Origin of the sequence: Aliiroseovarius lamellibrachiae (assembly GCF_018599245.1) — a bacterium.
Taxonomy (GTDB): Bacteria; Pseudomonadota; Alphaproteobacteria; order Rhodobacterales; family Rhodobacteraceae; genus Aliiroseovarius; species Aliiroseovarius lamellibrachiae.
The window spans coordinates 117,950-137,538 of record NZ_JAHEVJ010000005.1; the positions used below are offsets into that span (position 1 = coordinate 117,950).

At 53.1% G+C, this 19,589-nt stretch carries 18 protein-coding genes; 16 read left to right on the plus strand and 2 right to left on the minus strand.

Going from position 1 to position 19,589, the window contains the following annotated elements; translation table 11 throughout:
* Positions 1-9: 9 nt before the first annotated feature.
* The 6 genes from mepA to KKW20_RS10245 all read left to right on the plus strand — a co-directional run bounded on the left by mepA (position 10) and on the right by KKW20_RS10245 (position 5,574).
* Positions 10-882 (plus strand): penicillin-insensitive murein endopeptidase, encoded by an 873-nt coding sequence (gene mepA, locus KKW20_RS10220; RefSeq protein ID WP_214567780.1) that lies wholly within the window; start codon positions 10-12, stop codon positions 880-882.
* The gene (locus tag KKW20_RS10225; protein WP_214567781.1) at positions 855-1,763 is read left to right on the plus strand and encodes an esterase-like activity of phytase family protein; all 909 of its coding nucleotides are present in this window, start codon (positions 855-857) and stop codon (positions 1,761-1,763) included. The genes mepA and KKW20_RS10225 overlap by 28 nt, the downstream gene beginning before the upstream one ends.
* A 122-nt stretch (positions 1,764-1,885) precedes the next feature.
* On the plus strand, positions 1,886-2,506 hold the full coding sequence (locus KKW20_RS10230) for a queuosine precursor transporter (RefSeq protein ID WP_214567782.1): 621 nt from the start codon (positions 1,886-1,888) through the stop codon (positions 2,504-2,506).
* Between the two features lie 439 nt (positions 2,507-2,945).
* Entirely contained in the window at positions 2,946-3,365 is a 420-nt protein-coding gene (gene arfB, locus KKW20_RS10235) for an alternative ribosome rescue aminoacyl-tRNA hydrolase ArfB (protein WP_214567783.1), read from the plus strand.
* The gene (locus tag KKW20_RS10240; protein ID WP_214567784.1) at positions 3,365-4,642 is read left to right on the plus strand and encodes an aspartate aminotransferase family protein; all 1,278 of its coding nucleotides are present in this window, start codon (positions 3,365-3,367) and stop codon (positions 4,640-4,642) included. The genes arfB and KKW20_RS10240 overlap by 1 nt, the downstream gene beginning before the upstream one ends.
* Positions 4,639-5,574: a phosphotransferase enzyme family protein gene (locus tag KKW20_RS10245; protein ID WP_214567785.1), complete on the plus strand. Its 936-nt coding sequence runs from the start codon at positions 4,639-4,641 to the stop codon at positions 5,572-5,574. Before KKW20_RS10240 ends, KKW20_RS10245 begins: the two co-directional genes overlap by 4 nt.
* Before the next feature lie 39 nt (positions 5,575-5,613).
* Here KKW20_RS10245 and KKW20_RS10250 read toward each other — a convergent pair whose 3' ends face one another.
* On the minus strand, positions 5,614-6,405 hold the full coding sequence (locus tag KKW20_RS10250) for an ABC transporter permease (RefSeq protein ID WP_214567786.1): 792 nt from the start codon (positions 6,403-6,405) through the stop codon (positions 5,614-5,616).
* 118 nt (positions 6,406-6,523) lie between these two features.
* Between KKW20_RS10250 and KKW20_RS10255 the strand changes: the two genes are divergently transcribed.
* The 10 genes from KKW20_RS10255 (at position 6,524) to KKW20_RS10300 (ending at position 15,850) form a co-directional block, all read left to right on the plus strand.
* Positions 6,524-7,705, plus strand: a complete 1,182-nt coding sequence (locus tag KKW20_RS10255; RefSeq protein WP_246534550.1) for a KpsE/RkpR family capsule polysaccharide export protein — start codon at positions 6,524-6,526, stop codon at positions 7,703-7,705.
* A gap of 6 nt (positions 7,706-7,711) precedes the next feature.
* Positions 7,712-8,365: an ABC transporter ATP-binding protein gene (locus KKW20_RS10260; RefSeq protein WP_214567787.1), complete on the plus strand. Its 654-nt coding sequence runs from the start codon at positions 7,712-7,714 to the stop codon at positions 8,363-8,365.
* A 111-nt stretch (positions 8,366-8,476) separates the two neighbouring features.
* On the plus strand, positions 8,477-9,583 hold the full coding sequence (locus tag KKW20_RS10265; RefSeq protein ID WP_214567788.1) for a polysaccharide biosynthesis/export family protein: 1,107 nt from the start codon (positions 8,477-8,479) through the stop codon (positions 9,581-9,583).
* Positions 9,584-9,769: 186 nt separating this feature from the next.
* Complete coding sequence (pncA, locus tag KKW20_RS10270; protein WP_214567789.1) at positions 9,770-10,375, plus strand: bifunctional nicotinamidase/pyrazinamidase; 606 nt, start codon at positions 9,770-9,772, stop codon at positions 10,373-10,375.
* 74 nt (positions 10,376-10,449) lie between these two features.
* Positions 10,450-11,742: a nicotinate phosphoribosyltransferase gene (pncB, locus tag KKW20_RS10275; protein ID WP_214567790.1), complete on the plus strand. Its 1,293-nt coding sequence runs from the start codon at positions 10,450-10,452 to the stop codon at positions 11,740-11,742.
* A 124-nt stretch (positions 11,743-11,866) separates the two neighbouring features.
* Positions 11,867-12,112 carry an acyl carrier protein gene (locus KKW20_RS10280; protein ID WP_214567791.1) on the plus strand — a complete coding sequence of 82 codons (246 nt, stop codon included), beginning with the start codon at positions 11,867-11,869 and terminating at the stop codon, positions 12,110-12,112.
* Positions 12,096-12,845, plus strand: coding sequence for an SDR family NAD(P)-dependent oxidoreductase (locus KKW20_RS10285; protein WP_214567792.1), 750 nt, complete (start codon positions 12,096-12,098; stop codon positions 12,843-12,845). The genes KKW20_RS10280 and KKW20_RS10285 overlap by 17 nt, the downstream gene beginning before the upstream one ends.
* A 94-nt stretch (positions 12,846-12,939) precedes the next feature.
* Positions 12,940-14,193, plus strand: a complete 1,254-nt coding sequence (locus tag KKW20_RS10290) for an AMP-binding protein (RefSeq protein ID WP_214567793.1) — start codon at positions 12,940-12,942, stop codon at positions 14,191-14,193.
* Positions 14,194-14,195: 2 nt separating this feature from the next.
* Positions 14,196-15,284: a LuxE/PaaK family acyltransferase gene (locus KKW20_RS10295; RefSeq protein ID WP_214567794.1), complete on the plus strand. Its 1,089-nt coding sequence runs from the start codon at positions 14,196-14,198 to the stop codon at positions 15,282-15,284.
* The gene (locus KKW20_RS10300) at positions 15,281-15,850 is read left to right on the plus strand and encodes a hypothetical protein (RefSeq protein ID WP_214567795.1); all 570 of its coding nucleotides are present in this window, start codon (positions 15,281-15,283) and stop codon (positions 15,848-15,850) included. Before KKW20_RS10295 ends, KKW20_RS10300 begins: the two co-directional genes overlap by 4 nt.
* Here the strand turns inward: KKW20_RS10300 and KKW20_RS10305 are convergent.
* Positions 15,842-19,516, minus strand: a complete 3,675-nt coding sequence (locus KKW20_RS10305; RefSeq protein WP_214567796.1) for a M10 family metallopeptidase — start codon at positions 19,514-19,516, stop codon at positions 15,842-15,844. The two genes, KKW20_RS10300 and KKW20_RS10305, sit on opposite strands and share 9 nt — an antisense overlap.
* Positions 19,517-19,589 lie beyond the last annotated feature (73 nt).

The following is a 19,589-nucleotide window of genomic DNA, read 5'->3' on the forward strand; positions in this document are numbered from 1 at the left end:
GGTGCATTTATGATCAGAACATTGGTTGTGGCGTTGGGCTTGATTATTTCGCTGGCCCCACCCGCGTTGGCAGAACGCCCCGCGAAAGAATATTTTGGTGCCGTGCGCCAAGGGTCCGCCCAGCGCGCCGCGCCGTTCGGATCTTACGCCAAAGGCTGTGTTGCCGGTGCCGTCCAATTGCCGCAAACCGGCAAAACATGGCAAGCGATGCGCCTGTCGCGCAACCGCAATTGGGGCCACCCTGAATTGGTGGATTTTGTCAAAGACCTGTCGCGTAAAGCCGCCCGCCAAAAAGGGTGGAAGGGGCTTTATGTTGGTGACATGAGCCAGCCGCGCGGTGGACCAATGCTATCTGGTCACCGCTCGCACCAAATTGGGTTGGACGCTGATATCTGGATGCTGCCGCCCAAACGCCTGAACCTGACAGCAGCAGAGCGTGAGGGGATTTCCTCGATCTCGATGCGCCGCGCGAAAGGTGCCTATGTGAACAACAACTGGACCCGCCAACACCACAACATCCTGCGTGCCGCCGCCAAAGACCCACGCGTGGCGCGGATTTTTGTCTTTCCCGGCGCCAAAGTGCAGATGTGCAAAGATGAAAAAGGCGACCGGAAATGGCTGCGCAAAATTCGACCTTGGTGGGGGCACCATTATCACTTTCATGTGCGCCTGAAATGTCCTAAGGGGGCGCGTGGCTGTCAAAATCAGTCGCCGCCGCCCGCCGGGGATGGCTGTAAAGATGCAGAGAAGTGGGTGCGGGACATCCTGTCCCCGCCGCCGCCTAAACCCGCCCCGAAAAACCCGAAACCGCGCAAGCCGCGCGGCCCCCTCACTCTAGCGGATCTTCCCAACCAATGCGGATCGGTTCTGTCCTCACAATAGCCTCGGCGCTGGTTTTTTTGACCGCCTGGAGCGAGGCCCAATCGGTGGAGAACGCCGATTTCCTGCAGTCGTTTCGCTGGCGGGGCGATGACGCGCAGTTCGGTGGATTCTCTGGGATCGAGGTCGGCCCCAACGGGCGCGCCTTCACCGCGATCACCGACAAAGGCTATTACGTCACCGGGCAAATCACGCGCGGTAACAACGGCGAGATCACCGGGGTGGAGCATATCCCCCCCACCAGATTGCGTACCGACAAGGGCAACGCATTGCCCAAGTTTTTCAACGACAGCGAAGGCTTGGCGATCGGCCCCGATGGTCAGACCTATGTCAGCTTTGAGGCGAAACACCGCGTGCAGGCCTATGACGTGCTGGGGCTGGCCTCGCGCAACCTGCCCAAGCACCCTGATTTTGCCAAGATGCAAAACAACTCGTCGCTTGAGGCATTGGCCATTGATGCGAACGGCACGCTGATCATCATCCCGGAACGCAGCGACAGCAGCTCGAGGTTCCCAGTTTACCGCCTGCGTCAAGGGGCTGAAAACTGGGTCAAATCCCATTCCATCCCGCGCACAGGGCCTTATTTGCCGGTCGGCGCAGACGTTGGCCCCGATGGGCGGCTTTACGTGTTAGAACGTCACCTGGCCGGGATTTTGGGCTTCACCAGCCGCGTGCGCCGCTTTGATCTTGGCCCAAATGGTCCCACGAATGAGGTGGAGCTGTTTCGATCTGGTCTGGGGGTGCATGACAATCTGGAAGGCATCGCCGTGTGGCGGGACGATCAGGGACGGATCCGCCTGACCATGGTGTCGGACGATAATTTCCAGTTCTTTCAGGTGACCGAATTGGTGGAATATGTGGTGCCTGAGGCGCCACAAAGCTAGCCTGAGTTGACGCAAACCGCCCACGCGGGGCTTGATTTGCCGAAAGAACCCGGCTATGCCCGCCCTGCTTCTCAATCCTGAGAGGCCAAGTCTCCGCGACCTTGATAAAACGGATCAGATAAATGACCAAACTCCTTCCTGGCGTTCTCGCCATGGCCGCCGTTGTGGTGGCATCAAACATTCTGGTGCAATACTTGCTGGGCTCATGGCTCACCTGGGGCGCCTTCACCTATCCCATCGCTTTCCTTGTCACCGATGTCATGAACCGCGTTTACGGCGCGGGCCCTGCGCGCAAAGTTGTCTTTGCGGGGTTTGTCGTGGGCGTGATCTGCTCGTTCATCGGCACACAAATCATCGGCGAGTTCGGCCCACTTGTGACCCTGCGCATCGCCATTGGGTCGGGCACAGCCTTCTTGACGGCACAGCTTTTGGACGTTGCCATTTTTGATCGCCTGCGGGCGGGCACATGGTGGCGCGCACCGGTTGTGTCGACCTTGGTGGGCAGCTCGGTTGACACCCTATTGTTCTTTACGATTGCGTTCTCCGGCGCGCTGACCTTCCTTGAACCTGCCAATGATGTCAGCTGGGCCGGCGAGGTTTTGCCCCTGCTTGGCATGGGTCCTGCGGCCCCGTTGTGGGTGTCTTTGGCGATCGCTGACTGGATGGTCAAACTCACGCTTGCTCTCATTGCGTTGATCCCGTTCCGGGTTTTGGTCACAAAGCTTTCACCAAGTGTTGCGTAAAAAAGTTTGACATACACCAGATATGTGTCACCATCCTTGTATAGCAACATTGAGAAAGGAGGTGTCCATGTCCAGAGATACTATGGAGCGGGGTGTCGAGACAGCTTAGGTCGCGCGCTTCCGGGGCAGCCCCCGGTGGTGTTGTGGGTCTGAATTGACGGGCGCTTGATGATGCGGGCAACCGTGCTAACCGGCCTCACCTCCGAAAATCTCGAAAGGGTCGTCCAACGCGGGCGGCCCTTTTTGCTGTTTGGCGCAATACTAGAAAACTAGTTTTCTAGTTTTCTAGTTTTCTAGTTTTCTAGTTTTCTAGTTTTCTAGGAACCACACATCCATCGCTGCTCCCAAGTCAAATGGCCCCGCCGCATTTATTGTATCAACACGCCGCTTGCCCCCCATTCGGGCTTCCATTTTGGATCCAATCCGCTAGGGTGCGCCCATGATCCGCGTGACCGACGATATCATCCTGCAAGACTGGGAGTTGAGCGAAAGCTTTTCACGCTCCTCCGGTCCCGGCGGGCAGAACGTCAACAAGGTCTCGACCGCAGTCGAATTGCGGTTCGAGGCCGCGCGCAGCCCCGCCCTGACCCAAGCCGTTAAAACCCGTCTGCGTCGCATTGCCGGGCGAAAATGGACCCTAGAAGGGGCCATTCTTCTGCGCGTCGAAGACACCAGATCACAAGCCCGCAACCGCGAGATCGCCGCCGAACGGCTGGCCGAAATGATCCGCAAAGCACTGGTTGCCCCCAAACGCCGCATCGCCACACGCCCCACCTTGGGGTCCAAAAAACGCCGCTTAGATACCAAAACCAAACGCGGGCAGGTGAAATCCCTGCGCGGCCGCGTGCAGGAGGACTAATGTCAGATACCCCCGCCATTCTCGCCCGCCGCGAACGACTGCTTGGCCCAAACATGACCACCTTCTACGAAAACCCCGTGCATTTGGTGAAAGGCCAGGGCGCTTGGGTGTGGGACGCCGACGGCAACCGTCTTTTGGACTGTTACAACAACGTGCCGCATGTGGGGCACGCCCATCCCAAAGTGGTTGAGGCGATCACCAATCAGGCGCTGACCTTAAACACCCACACGCGCTATTTGCACGAAGGCATTCTGGATTACGCCGACCGTCTGACCGCCACCATGCGTCACGATCTGTCCGCGATGATCATGGTCTGCACCGGGTCCGAGGCCAATGATATCGCCCTGCGTATGGCGCGCGCGGTCACCGGCAAGATCGGCATCATTGGCACCGACAACACCTATCACGGCAACACCGATCTGGTGTCACATCTGTCGGCCAAGAAAACACCCATCGGCGGCCACGCGGATTTTGTGAAAAAGGTTCCCGCCCCTGACAGTGTGCGCCCGCTGGGCGGATCACATGACCGCCACGCACAGGCGTTTGCCGACGGGGTGCAAACCGCCATTGATGAACTTGAGGCCGCAGGTCACGGCTTTTCCGCGCTCATTCTTGATCCGTTTTTCGCCAACGAAGGCTGCCCCACCCTGCCGAAAGGCTTCCTTGATCCCACAGTCGCTGTGGTCAAGCGCGCGGGCGGCGTGATCATCGCCGACGAAGTGCAGCCCGGTTTTGGCCGCACTGGCCATGATTTCTGGGGGCATGAACGCATCGGTCTGGTGCCGGATATTGTGACCATGGGCAAGCCAATGGGCAACGGTCATCCGGTGGCGGGCGTGGTGGCTCGGCCCGAGATTTTGGCTGAATTTCGCAACGCTTTTGGCTATTTCAACACCTTCGGCGGCAACGCGGTTTCCGCCGCCGCCGCCAATGCGGTGCTGGATGTGCTTGAAGATGAAAACCTGGTGGAAAACGCCCGCGACACCGGCGACTACACGCTTAACCTGATGCGCCAGATCGACCATCCGATGATTGCGGATGTGCGCGGGTCCGGCATGTTTTTGGGCATGGAATTCACGCAAGAAGGCACCGTGACCCCCGCCGCCAACTTCACCAAACAGGTGGTGGAAGAGATGCGCAATCGCGGTGTTTTGCTGCATTCAATGGGGCGAGAGTATCACGCGATCAAAATCCGCCCGCCGATGTGTTTTTCCCGCGAACAGGCTGATTTCCTTGTGGAAACACTGGCATCCGTTCTAAAGGACCTGCCCGTATGACTGAGCTGAAAGACGCGCTGACCGCATGGGGTGCCCAGCATATTCGCATGATCAAAGATCGCGAAAATCAGGTGCATGAGATCAAGATCAAGGGCGCACGCGCTGCATTGCGCCTGCACCGACCGGGTTACATGACGAAGGCGGAAATCCGGTCGGAACTGATCTGGATGGCCGGTCTGTCAGACGCCGGAATGGACGTGCCCGCCCCCCTGCCCGCACAGGACGACAGCACCGTTGTCACGCTCTCATCGGGGCGTCTGGCGACGGTTGTCACTTGGGTCGAAGGCGCCCCCATTGGGGATGGCGATGTGCCGTTTGAGATGCCGGTTGCGGAACAGATTTCGATCTATCACAAGCTGGGGCGTGAACTGGCGCGGCTGCACAATATCACCGACACGCTGACCTTGCCTGCGGATTTCACCCGCCACCGCTGGGATTTGGATGGTCTGCTGGGCGACACGCCGTTTTGGGGGCGATTTTGGGAGTGCCCGGCGCTGAATGCCGAAGAACGCGCGCTGATCAACCGCGCCCGCGCTGTGGCCCATGACCGGGTACAGGCTTACGTCGAAAACGGTGCTGATTTTGGCCTGATCCACGCCGATGCCCTGCGCGAAAATGTGTTCATCAAAGATGGCGCGATCACCTTGATTGACTTTGACGACGCAGGTTTTGGCTTTCGCCTTTATGACCTTGCCGTCATGATGACCCAGAATGAGCGCGAACCCGCCGCCGCCGAAATCCAAGCCGCCGCCATCAAAGGCTATCGCGAATTGCGGGCGTTTTCCGATGAGGCCGAAGAGCTGTTGCCAATGTTCATCATGATCCGCCGCTTTGCGTCGATGGGCTGGGCCGTGCCGCGGTATGAAGTGGGTGGGGAAGCGATCTACGCCTATACGGAGAAGGCTGTGCGGGCGGCGACCTCATTTTTATAATCGGCTAACAGTGCCACTTCAGCCGGCGCATCACCAAACCTATCCATTTAAGATTTCTTTGCTATTCCCCCACAGCAGCAGCATCCCCAAAACCCCCAAAAATGCCGATATCCCAAATACATAGCTTTGAGAAATATACGAGGGTTCATAAAGCACATAAATTCCATCCCGCGCCTGCCCCACCACATGGACTAGCGGGTTTAGCCACAGATATCCTTTTACGGCCTCTGGAACACTCTCAAAGGTGAAGAATATAGCGGATCCGATAAAAAGTGGACGCGTAATAACAGACCAAATTCGTTCCCATGCGGGAAACCGCCAAAACAGATAGCAGTTAATGGTGCCAACGCCAACAGCCAAACTGATCGCCATTACGTAAGACCAAAACAAAACAGGCGCATTTAAAAAGATGTGAGTACGACTAAAGGGAAGGATGCAAGCCAAAAAAATCGCACCAATCATTAGTTGCGTCAGTGAATTAAGAACTACACGCGCAATAAGTGCGTCGACAAAAGTCACCCGCGGATAATAAAGCAAACTCTTGGAAAATCGAATCGATGTCGCGGTTTTTCGGGAAAGATCCATAAAGGCTGAAAAGGGCAAAAAACCCGAAGCGTAAAAGAGTGCAAAGCTATCACCCAAGCCGGGCGCGCGCAAAGCAAGCGAGAAAACAAAGGTTAGGATTGCAACGCCGCCTACCGGTTCAGCCAGCGCCCAAAAATATCCCATGATGGAGTTGCCGTAGGTCGACGACATCTCTCTGAGCATCAGGGCTGAAATTGCCCTGAGACCACGGTAAGATGACGCAGAGGCTGGTTGGGGGTTCGACATAAGTATTTACCCGTTGATACTGCACGTCCAATAACAGATAAGAGCGAGTGGGTCCATAAGGCACTCGCGGACAGACGTAATTGCTTTTTAATTGGCATTTACACAAAAGGGTAAAAAGATGAAAGACGGTAAAGCGCCTGCGGCAGCTGCATCTAACAACACGACCGCTGCGCCACAAAAACCAAAACCAGCTTCGGCTGCTAAAATGAAACCGCGCCATCGTCGGGTAATCTATGCCTTTTATCTTTCAGTATTAGTTCCAACCATCGCTGCAGCAGTCTATCTTTTTGTCTTCGCGAAAGATCAATACGCCTCAACAATGGGGTTTTCTGTCCAATCACAGGAAACTAGATCACCGATTGACCTTCTTGGCGGGATTACACAGCTTACAGGTAATACGGGTTCAGACACTGACATCCTGTTCGAATTTATGCAAAGTCAACGCTTGGTTCAAAATGTGGATGCGGCGCTGGATCTACGAAGCAAATACTACCAGCCCTCCGACCCTTTCTTTAGCCTCTCGAATGATGCTTCTATTGAGCAGTTGGTGAAATACTGGTCTCGTATTGTGAATATCTATTACAGTAAATCAACAGGGCTAATCGAAGTCCGCGTCACCGCGTACGACCCCAAAGATGCACAAATGATCGGCCAAGCCATCTATGACGAAAGCGTGCGGATGATCAACGACCTGTCGACTACAGCTCGTAACGATGCAACGCGCTATGCCCGTGAAGAGCTGCAGCTCGCAAAGGATAGAATGAAGAGGTCACGCGAAGCCATCCAAAGGTTCCGTCTCAGTACACAGATTGTTGACCCACAAGTGGATATCGTGGGCCGTATGGGGGTTCTCAATTCGCTGCAGGAACAATTGGCCACCGCGCAAATCGAGCTTGATTTGCTATTTCAAACTGCGGGAACAGGGGACCCTCGCGTCAAACAAGTCGAACGCCGGGTTAGCGTTATCCAGAAACGCTTGGACTCCGAACGTGAACGCTTTAGTTCCGCAGAGGGTGATACTTCTGGCGCCTACGCTACTTTGGTCGGTGAATATGAAAGACTGTCAGTTGATCGACAATTTGCTGAAACGTCCTACCTCTCTGCCCTCAGCTCACTAGACACCGCCGTAGCTGATGCAGCCCGAAAATCACGATATCTGGCCGCTTATATCGAACCTACGCTTGCGGAAACCGCTGAGTACCCACGCCGCGTAATCGCATTGGCCACTCTCGCGGGTTTTCTTTTTGCAGCTTGGGCGATTTCTGTAATGATCTACTACTCAATCCGCGACCGCAGGTGACACGCCGTGATTGAACTCGTCAACTTAACAAAATACTTCTACTTGCGCGGCTCACGCACGATAGTTGCCGATAGTATCAATGCAGTCTTTCCCTCAGGAAAAACAGTTGCATTGCTTGGTCGAAACGGCGCGGGGAAATCCAGTCTCTTGCGTATGATCGCAGGCACCGTGTGGCCCTCTAGTGGCGAAATCAAAATCACCGGAAGCATGTCTTGGCCGGTGGGCTTTGCAGGCTCGTTTCATGGCGACCTAACCGGATCTCAAAACGCAAGTTTTATTGCAAGAATCTATGGCGTAGATACCCAAGAGCTGCGCGAATACGTTCAAGATTTTGCAGAACTCGGGCAGCACTTTCACCTCCCCGTTCGCAGCTACTCATCAGGCATGCGATCACGTTTGGCTTTTGGTATATCCATGGGCATCCAGTTCGACACTTATTTGGTAGATGAGGTGACATCCGTTGGCGACGCAGCGTTTCGGCGTAAAAGCCGCGAGGTGCTTGTCGACCGCATGAAAAGCAGTGGTGCAATCATGGTTTCGCATGATATGGGAATTATCCAGGACGTCTGCGATCATGCGGCGATACTCGAAAAAGGTAAAATGATATATTTTGAAGATGTTAAAGCCGCGATAGCCGCACACCGCGAATTGATGCTTTAATTATATGTGGCACTTATACGTCCAATTATTTAAACTGCAGTTCTCCTGTTGAGCGTCACACATGATGCTTCTAAGTTGGCACCACAGCAGGGTGGAAAAAGGAAGCAATGTATGTTGCGTCTAGTTTTGTCAGTCGGTGCGATTGCACTTCTATCAGCATGCAATCTTCCACGCGGGGCCGCATTGCAGTCGGAAATTGTAGCGGCAGCAAACGCCCCAACTCCACAGATCGCTTTGTATCAAGTTGATCGCAGCACTTTGCCAGAATATCAAGCTTGGCCAATGACGGGTGGGGTCAAAAACCACGGCTGGTTGCGGCACAAACACCAAGGCCCTGAAAATGCCATTTCCGCTGGGGACGAAATCTCCATTGTGATCTGGGACAGCGAAGAGGCCTCTCTTTTGTCTGGTCGCGGAAACCGCGCCACCCAAATGAAATCTCTGAAAGTCTCCACTGGCGGAACAGTCTTTTTGCCTTTTGCAGGTGCAGTTCAGGTGGCGGGTCTATCCGAAACCAGCGCGCGCAATCGCATTCAACGCAAGATGTCCGAGGTAGTGCCCTCGGCTCAGGTTCAGCTTGCCGTAACCAAAGGGGCCAAAGGCTCCGTATCCGTTGTTTCAGGCGTTTTGCGCCCCGGCAGCTATCCAGTCGACTCCTCACATTTCACTGTGCTGAACGCCGTGGCCACAGCAGGCGGGGCAAATGCGCGGATTGAAAACCCACAGCTGCGCTTAATTCGAGCAGGCAAAGTCTACACCAAGTCCATGTCTGCACTTTTAGAGAACCCAGACCTTGATACTGTGCTGCGCGGCGGGGATAAATTGTCCGTCGAAACAGATAAGCGCTACTTCCGGTCGCTTGGTGCCGCAGCAAAAGAAGCCATCATACCGTTTAGCAAAGACGAGATCAGCGCATTGGATGCAATGTCAATGATTGGCGGCTTATCAGAAAAACGCGCCAACCTGAAAGGGATTATGGTGTTGCGGGACTACGATGCCGCGCATGTTCGCCAAGATGGAAGCGGCCCTTCAAATGAACGTTCGGTTTTTGTCTTTGATTTGGCCTCAGCAGATGGGCTGTTCAGCGCGGGCGAGTTTGCAATCCACCCCAAAGACACCGTTCTTGTGACCGAAACCTCGATCGCATCGGCCACCACGGCCCTGACCGTCTTGTCTCGATTGGCTGGCATAGCATCAGATGTGAATTCGCTGAACTAACTTGCGCAATCCCAGTTTCAAAAACCCGAATGGCGTTCGCCGCACTTAGCGGCCAACGCCATTTTCGTTTCCGGCACACGGTCTGCATCACCAAGTCATATGCACAGACAGCCATTTGGTAACGGACCCAAAAGCTTGACCCTCGTGTTCACGCAACTTACCCATATAAAAAAGATGGAGCCAAAGATGCGCGACGCCACCCACGCCCTGATTGTCATTGATGTTCAAAACGATTTCTGCCCCGGTGGCGCGCTGGCCGTCGCCGATGGCGATGCAATTATCGCCCCAATCAACGCCGCATTGGCGGAGTATCCTGTCAAAGTGTTCACCCAAGACTGGCATCCGGTAGGGCACAGCTCGTTTGCCACATCGCACACAGGAAAAGCTCCGTTTGAGACCACCGAAATGCCTTACGGCACACAAGTTCTGTGGCCAGATCACTGCGAGCAAGGATCCAATGGCGCCGCATTCCACCCTGATCTGAACACCACGCCGGGAGATCTTGTGATCCGCAAAGGCTTCCGCCCCCAGATCGACAGTTATTCCGCGTTTTTCGAAAATGACCGCATCACACCAACCGGGCTCGAGGGCTATTTGCGCACAAGGGGTGTCACCCATCTAACCCTTGTGGGGCTGGCCACCGATTTCTGCGTTGCCTATTCCGCCATCGACGGCGCGACCCTTGGCTTTGACGTCACCGTTGACACGACCCTGTGCCGCGCCATTGATCTGGACGGATCGTTGCAGGTCGCTCTGGATCAGATGAAGGCCGCAGGCGTCACGCTGGTCTGATCCGGATGCACCCAAGCCTATACAAGCACATCCCGCCATGCTCTAACAAGATTTCATAGAAATGGATGGCCCCGATGGTTGATATTGCAACCCGTGTTTTTGATCACAACTGGAAAATCGACCCCATCGTGCGGTCATTGATCGACACGGATTTCTACAAGCTTTTGATGTGCCAATCGGTATTTCGCAACAAACGCGACACGCAGGTGACATTCAGCCTGATCAACCGATCAAAACATGTGCCCCTTGCCGACCTGATCGACGAAGGCGAGCTGCGCGAACAGCTGGATCACATCCGCACACTCAGCCTGTCGCGGGGCGAAAGCACATGGCTGCGCGGCAATACGTTTTATGGCAAACGCCAGATGTTCCGATCTGATTTCATGGAGTGGTTCGAAAATCTGCGTCTTCCACCCTATCATCTGGAACGTGTCGGGGATCAGTATGAGCTGACCTTTGAAGGGTCGTGGCCCGAAGTGATGATGTGGGAAATTCCGGCGCTGGCTGTGCTGATGGAACTGCGGGGACGCGCCGTTTTGCGCGATATGGGGCGGTTTGAACTGCAGGTGCTATATGCCCGGGCCATGACCCGCACTTGGGAAAAAATCGAGAAACTGCGCAAGTTAGACGGGCTGAAACTGGCTGACTTTGGCACCCGTCGACGGCATTCGTTTTTGTGGCAAGACTGGTCCGTACAGGCCATGATTGAAGGGCTGGGCGACGCCTTTGTCGGCACCTCAAACTGCCGCATTGCGATGAAACGCGACATTGAGGCGATCGGCACAAACGCGCATGAATTGCCGATGGTCTATGCCGCTTTGGCCAAGGGCGACACAGCCCTGCGACAAGCCCCTTATGATGTGTTGGCGGACTGGCAGGAAGAACACGACGGCAACCTGCGCATCATCCTGCCTGACACCTATGGCACCAGCGGGTTTCTGGACGGCGCGCCCGATTGGCTGGCCGGTTGGACCGGGATGCGCATCGACAGCGGTGATCCCGCGACGGGCGCCGAGACGGCCATTCAGTGGTGGAAAGACCGGGGCGAAGATCCGCGCGACAAGATGGTGATTTTTTCGGACGGTCTTGATGCTGACAAAATCATTGAGCTTCATCAACAGTTTGCCGACCGCGTCAAAGTCAGCTTTGGCTGGGGTACCATGTTGACCAATGATTTCAAAGGGCTTGTGCCAAATGATGCGCTGGCGCCATTCTCGCTGGTCTGCAAAGCCATTTCTGCCGACGGGAATCCCACCGTCAAACTGTCAGACAACCCCAACAAAGCCATGGGCCCTTCGGATGAGATTGCGCGTTATAAGCGCGTGTTTGGGGTTGGTAAGCAGGATCCGCAGGAGGTTTTGGTGTGACAGACAACTCTGGTAGCGGATCGTAGCGCCAATGCAGCAGTAATCATAGCGTCACAAAGCTTCTCTTGCAGAATACGTTGGATGGTTTTATGTCCATCTGAAAGCCATTGTCATGGGAATGAATATGTCAACTGATAACAATGAAAAGCTAGTTGGGGCCTTTGTTGAGGCTCTGCAAATCGAAGCAATTACTGTGACGGATGAGTTGCAATACAACACCATCAAAGAGTGGGATTCTGTTGCGCACATGACATTGGTCGCCGCATTGGAAGAGGTTTTCGACATTATGCTCGACACCGATGATATCATTGACATGTCTAGCGTTGGGAAGGCTAAGGAAATCCTGGGACGATATGACGTTAATTTCTGATCGCTTTCAATTAACGGACCAAGTGGCGCTCGTGACGGGTGCCAGTCGTGGAATCGGAGCTGGAATTGCACGCCTTTACGCAGAAGCCGGCGCTCATGTTTGGTTGTCTAGTCGCAATATTGCGGATGTAGAAGCGCTTGCAGAAGAACTTCCAAATGCGCGCGCCATTACATTAGACGTTAGCGACGCCGCATCGGTCAAAGCTGCTATAATGACCATCCGCAAAGAGGCCGGACGGCTTGATGTGCTTGTCAACAACGCGGGGGTTATGCGCCCAGCGATGCTTGCAATGTCGTCAGAAGCGGATCTGGATATGATGCTGGACACGAACTTGAAAGGCGCATTCCTTTGCGCCCAACTTGCGGGTCGCTTAATGGTCGGCAAAAAGCACGGCGTCATTTTGAATATGGCCTCAATTATGGGGCGCATTGGCGCTCCGGGACATTCTGCCTATTGCGCAACCAAAGCTGGTATGATCGGATTAACCCATGCTTTGGCAAAAGAGCTTGCCCCCCACAACATCCGCGTCAACGCACTGGCACCCGGGTTTATTGAAACCGACTTAACCTCGGATATTTCTGGTGATGCCCGCGAACACGCGCTTGCAGAGATTGGCCTGGGCCGCTTTGGCACAATTGAGGATGTCGCAAACGCGGCGCTCTTCTTAGCAAGCCCCGCAGCGGCTTATGTGACAGGGCAGGTGCTCGGCATCGACGGCGCCATGCAAATCTGAGGAAGCTATGCTTTGTGAATTACGACCAAAGAATGTGTCGCCTGAGGCAATACTAGCGCAAGACGATACAGGTGCTCGGCTCTGCTACGGCGACTTGGATGCTCTTAGAGACCGTTGGGCCGCACAGGTGCCCGGCCGGCAGATTGTTGCATTGCTTTGTGCCAACACCGTGCCGATGTTGGGTGCATATATTGGGTTGCAGGCGGCGGGCCACACCGTGTTGTTGTTGTCATCCAAGATTGCCAAATCAACGCTGGATAGCTTGACGCAATTATACCAAATTGGCGCAATCGTCCAACCAGGCCCAGAAGACGCCATTGTGGAGCTGCGCACTGATGTAACGGCCCCTGATTTACATCCTGATCTCTCAGTTTGCTTGTCTACATCCGGCTCAACCGGCTCCCCCAAACTGGTCCGCTTTACGGCAAAGCAATTGGCGGAAAACGCACTTTCAATTGCCAGCTATCTTAATCTAACACCTGACGAAAAGCCCCTCGCCCACCTTCCGTTTGAGTACTCGTTTGGGCTGTCCGTTCTCCACAGCCATATGGCTGTTGGTGCAACGCTATTGCTGACAGAACATTCCGTTATGCAAAAACAGTTCTGGGAACGTTTCGAACATGCAACGAGCGTTGCAGGCGTTCCGTTTCACTTTGAAATGCTTCTAAGAATGCGACTGGGGCGAAAATCTCTGCCGAACTTACGTACTCTCACACAAGCCGGCGGTCGTTTGGAACGAAAAGACGCTGAAGCGATGCATACCATTGCCACAGAAAAAGGGTGGAAGTTCCACATTATGTACGGCCAAACTGAGGCCGGGCCACGGATTAGCTGGTTACCTTTTGATAAAATGGCATCACATTTTGACTGTATTGGTTATGCCATTCCTGGCGTGTCGTTAGAGCGCTCAAGCGAGGGAAATTTGGTTGTCAACAGCCCCTCAATTATGATGGGCTATGCCGAGACTGCCGATGACCTTTCCAAAGGCGACCAAATGGCTGGAAAACTGATGACTGGTGATCTGGTCGAAGAACCCGAGTTGGGACTATTTCGGATCATTGGTCGAAAGAACCGGTTTATTAAGTTGCAAGGCAACCGTGTGAGCCTCTCGGACGTTGAAATCAAGCTAGGGGAACTGGGTTTTCCTGTTTGCTGCTCTGGTGAAGATGACACGCTTGTGGTGTTCACTGAGCAAAGCGATACCGACATCATCCGCAGCACCGCCATCGGCTTGTTTTCGTTTCCAACACGGTCCCTTAAGGTGGTGCATATCGAAGCCTTTCCACGAAGGTCAAATGAAAAAATTGACTATGCGGCACTGCAACTTTTGGCGCAGGAAGAGATTTGATAATGTCTGATCAGCTAGAAACCCTTTTCACCCAACCGGTCTATGCATTTAAGCAAAGTGAAAAGGAAAAGACGCTGCTTGCTGCCTTGAATGAGCTGGAAGCCCATCATCGCGCGCATTGCTCTGCTTATTCTGCAATTACCGCAACTAAAAACGCCCCAAATAGCGTTGAAAAACTGGCTGACCTTCCGTTTTTGCCAGTTCGCCTTTTTAAATCACATCTTCTTGAATCGATTTCACCTGAAGACAGATTCAAAATGCTGGCGTCATCTGGCACCACAGGTCAGCAGGTGTCGCGCATTTCCCTGGACCGCAGAACCGCAGGATATCAGACCAAAGCTATGGTTCAAATCATGCAAAGCTTCCTAGGCAAGCAACGCATGCCAATGCTGGTTCTGGATCACCCATCCGTCGTCAAAGACCGTTTGAACTTTTCCGCCCGTGGCGCGGGTATCCTTGGTATGGCCAATTTTGGACGAAAGCATTGCTATGCCCTGCACGATGAAACAATGCAGCCGAATTGGGACGCTATAGATCCGTTCCTTGAAGAGTTTGGCGATGGGCCAGTTTTCCTGTTTGGGTTTACATTCATGGCTTGGAAATACTTTGTGCGCGCGCTCGAAGAAAGCGGACGAACGGTCAATATTCCAAACGGAATTCTGGTTCATTCTGGTGGCTGGAAAAAGCTGTTGAGTGAAGCCGTTGACAATGACGCTTTTAAGCAACGAACAAAAGCTGTGACGGGGATTTCAAAAATCCACAACTTTTACGGCATGGTCGAACAGGTTGGCTCTATTTTTGTAGAATGCGAAGCAGGCCGCCTTCACGCTCCGTCGTTCGCTGACGTTATCATCAGACGAGCACAAGATTGGAGTGTTGCGGATCACGGCGAAGAAGGCTTGATCCAAGTCCTTTCGTGTCTGCCCCACAGCTATCCCGGACACTCACTTTTGACAGAAGACCTGGGGCAAATAACCGGAGTAGACGATTGCCCATGTGGCCGTAACGGGCACACATTCGCGGTACATGGTCGGCTTCCAAAAGCAGAAATCCGCGGCTGTTCAGATACTTTTGATGGAGCAGCCTCATGAAAAATTTCTTATTTCGTAAAGCTACTGACAACGACATTTGGGATGTGCATGCATGGCGGAATGCTGAAAAAGTGCGAAATGCGATGCTCACTCAGCACGAAATCTCCGGCGAAGAACACCAAAAATGGTGGGCGCGAAAAATGCAAGATCCGAGTTTCAGCATGATGTTGCTGGAGCAAGATGGCCTTGTCAAAGCCGTACAGATTTTCTTTGATATTCAACAAGAAAAGACCGCCTGGTGGGCATTTTATTTCACGCCTCATGCCCCGGAAGAAATGGGGCCAATGTTGCAGTTCTGGAAAATGACCGAGTTGGCGGGGCTTTCATATGCATTCGATACATTGAAGCTCGATCAACTGACCTGTGAAGTTTTGCTTAGCAATCAAGGTGTCTTGAATTGGCACAAACGATTTGGTGCTAATGTTATCGATCAATCTACGTCTCAGAATACGCAACATTACGACTTAGAGGTAATGGAGTTCACAAGGACGGGATATGTTGACAAGCGGGATACACGCTGGGCCCAACCTCTCTCCGAAATCACCATTCAAACAGAGCTATACTAGTATATCGTCCGCTAGTGCTAGGGTATTCGAGTTCAACACTGTCAACTGATCACCACTTGCAAAGTAAAATACAACGGAACTACCATTTTGTGTGGCACTCGTCAGTGCAGCTGCGGCATTCGCAAAGCCAAATCCTGCCAGTAGCAATTGGTCTTGATTGTCTTCAAAGTCACGGATGACGGCTTGCTGATTGCCCCTGAGAAACACAAACTGATCATCGCCACTTCCACCATGGAATGTGTCATTACCCGCTCCGCCATCAAGGGTGTCATTCCCATAGCTACCTGACATGTAGTCATTGCCATCTCCGCCATAGAACAAATCATTACCAGCGCCGCCATGCATTGTGTCGCGTCCAGAACCTCCATGAAGTGTGTCATTTTCGGATCCTGCGTCTAAGTAATCATTACCCGTGCTGGCGGACATGTAATCATTCCCCGCCCCGCCCCAGAAACTATCGTTACCACTTCCAGCGTGCAGCGTGTCATCACCAGATCCGCCATAAAGTGTGTCATCGCTGGAGCCGCCATCAATGTAGTCATTGCCAAAACTACCAGATAGATAGTCCGCCCCAGTTTCACCAAAAAGCCTGTCATTTCCGCTTCCGCCATGAAGTGCATCGTTACCCAAGGCCCCAAATATTTGATCTGCGCCACCATTCCCTGCAATGTAGTTATTGCCACTATTCCCATGCAAAGTATTGGCACCTACGCTGCCATAGAGATTCAGGTTTGCCGTCCCGAGTAAGGTTGCGTCTTCTAGGTTGGAGTGGAGAGCCACGTTAAAGCTAATATAGCTATTGGCTTTGTCTTGCCCGCCGTTGCTCGCTTCGTAAATTCGGTCACTTGTCGAATTTACGTAGTAGTGATCATTGCCAGTCCCGCCAGACATTGAATCCGATCCAGCTCCACCATCTAGGGTGTCATCACCCGAATTCCCGGACAAATACTCATTGCCACTTCCACCAATCAACCGATCACGCCCTTCACCGCCACTCAAAGTGTCGTTACCAGCCCCTCCGTTGAGCGTATCATTTCCTGACCCACCCTCTATGTAATCGTTACCAGTGCTCCCAGAGATATAATCATGCCCGTCATGCCCGAAAGCACGATCATTGCCACTGCCTGCATGCAGAGTGTCGTTTCCAGAGTTGCCGTACAGGGTGTCTACACCACTATCCCCAACGATGTAATCATCGCCAGACTGCCCCAGCAGGTAATCGTTGTCACTGCCAGCGTAAAGCCAATCATTTCCGGTCCCACCAGACAGCGTATCGTTACCTGCTCCACCATGCAGGGTGTCATTCTCAGACCCACCCTCTATGTAATCGTTACCAATGCTCCCAGAGATATAATCATGCCCGCCATGCCCGAAAGCACGATCATTGCCACTGCCTGCATGCAGTGTATCATTCCCGGAGCCGCCATAGAGAGTATCGACACCTCCACCTGCAACCATGTAGTCATCACCCGAGCTCGCTGAGAGGTAATCGTTACCATCCCCGGCGTAAAACCAATCATTTCCGGTCCCACCAGACAGTGTATCTTTGCCCGCTCCACCGTACAGGGTGTCGTTATGTGCACCCCCCTCAATATAGTCGTTTCCAGTACTTCCTGACAGGTAATCATTGCCATCCTCACCGAAGAGCCGATCGTGACCGCTCCCGCCATGCAGGGTGTCCGCGCCCAGATCACCATAAATTCTGTCATTCCCACCATTTCCAACAAAATAGTTATTTCCAGAATTCCCTCGAAGCACATTTGAGCCTGCGTTACCCGTGAGGGAAAGTCCCGAAGCCCCCAAAAGAGTAGCGTTTTCAATATTTACATACTGGGTCAAGGTCATGCTGAACGTACTGCAAATCAGGTCCATACCGCCACCCGAATTCTCATAAACTATATCACTCCGTGAATTTACATAGAAAACGTCATCGCCACTTCCACCATGGAATGTGTCATTACCCGCTCCGCCATCAAGGGTGTCATTCCCATAGCTACCTGACATGTAGTCATTGCCATCTCCGCCATAGAACAAATCATTACCAGCGCCGCCATGCATTGTGTCGCGTCCAGAACCTCCATGAAGTGTGTCATTTTCGGATCCTGCGTCTAAGTAATCATTACCCGTGCTGGCGGACATGTAATCATTCCCCGCCCCGCCCCAGAAACTATCGTTACCACTTCCAGCGTGCAGCGTGTCATCACCAGATCCGCCATAAAGTGTGTCATCGCTGGAGCCGCCATCAATGTAGTCATTGCCAGCATCCCCTAGGACACTGTCCGCACCATTCTCTCCATATATGTAATCGTTTCCAGCACCGCCAAATATCGTATCATTGCCATCACCACCATAAACGGTGTTGCGCGCAGCGTTTGCGATGACATGATCCTGAGCAGATCCACCTTTATAGTTTTCCAGAACGGTCCCCAATGCCACAACCATATTGCCACGGCCGCCACCGACGTCACTAATGCCGCCCTGTCGCATATCCACACGCTGGGCCGTTGGTACGTTGGACAGATCAAGTGTATCGACGCCCGCACTATCCACTACACTCAGCCCCATCTTATCAAGTGTACTGAATTTTCCATCAGGGTTTGCGTCACCATCGAACAAAAATCCCATGACACTCCCCAAAAGGCCGCTTACATTGTTCGAAACGCCCCATACGGTGTTCCCGGGATTCACGTCCCTCGGCGCGCCATATAGCTGCCAAATAGCGGCGATATCGGCGATCATCGGCGAGACTGGATTATAATCGCTTCCGATCACATTGGTGTTCGTCTCAGCATTAAAGTAGGACATTATGGTCATTTGATAGCTATCATTGAGGAAATGGTTACTTACCCCATAGGTTGCAGAACCATTGTATGAACCGCTGTGCATCAACCCAAGAGCATGCCCAATTTCATGTAAATATGTTAAAAAAGAGTATGACCCAATGGACGTTCCATATTGTTGCAGCCATTGGGTACTTATATTCACGGTTGATGTCAGAATAGCCCCTGTCGCTGGAACAAAACCAGATGGGCCAGCGAATGCCCCAGAAGCTGAATCATCAAACGTAATCTTAGCGCTACCTGTGGTTTCGGTGAAGGTAAGCGCCGACACATCTTTCCACGCTTCCAAAGCCCATCGGGCTAATTGTTTGCCCTCACCAGTCAAACCAGACAAGTTAACAGTCAATGCATTTGTGGTGAACGCTAATGGGGTTGAGTACCCCCAACCATGCTCGGCCAACTGATTTACAACCTGATCCACCGTGAATACGTCTGTGGCCGCTTCTAAAATGTACTTCCCGGACCCACTAGCGGCCCGTAGTTCCAAAAAATAAGTACCGCTGGAACTTGGAGTGTACGAAATCTGAGAGAACAGATTGCCGTCGGCTACGTTGACATCATCATTTTGGATAAGCTCGATTGCATTTGCATTTAGTATTCTCAGAGATGTATCACGAACCCCTGCGCTGCCACCAGTTCCCCATGCGGAAAAAACATAAGTCTGATTGGCTTCTAACTGTATCTTGACCCAGTCCCGGTCGTTAGTTGATGACAAGGTCCCATGGAACTCTTCCCCCACAGACAACATTGCCATAGTGTCGGCATTCGCTTTCGCATCGCTCGTCTCAATGACTGGTTTGATCTTGTGGTCTGCAGCAAAGCTCATGTAATTGCGCCCGATTAATAAGTGTTCAACATGGATATGTGTTGCCGAGCCCCATCAAGCTATCAAGCTTTTG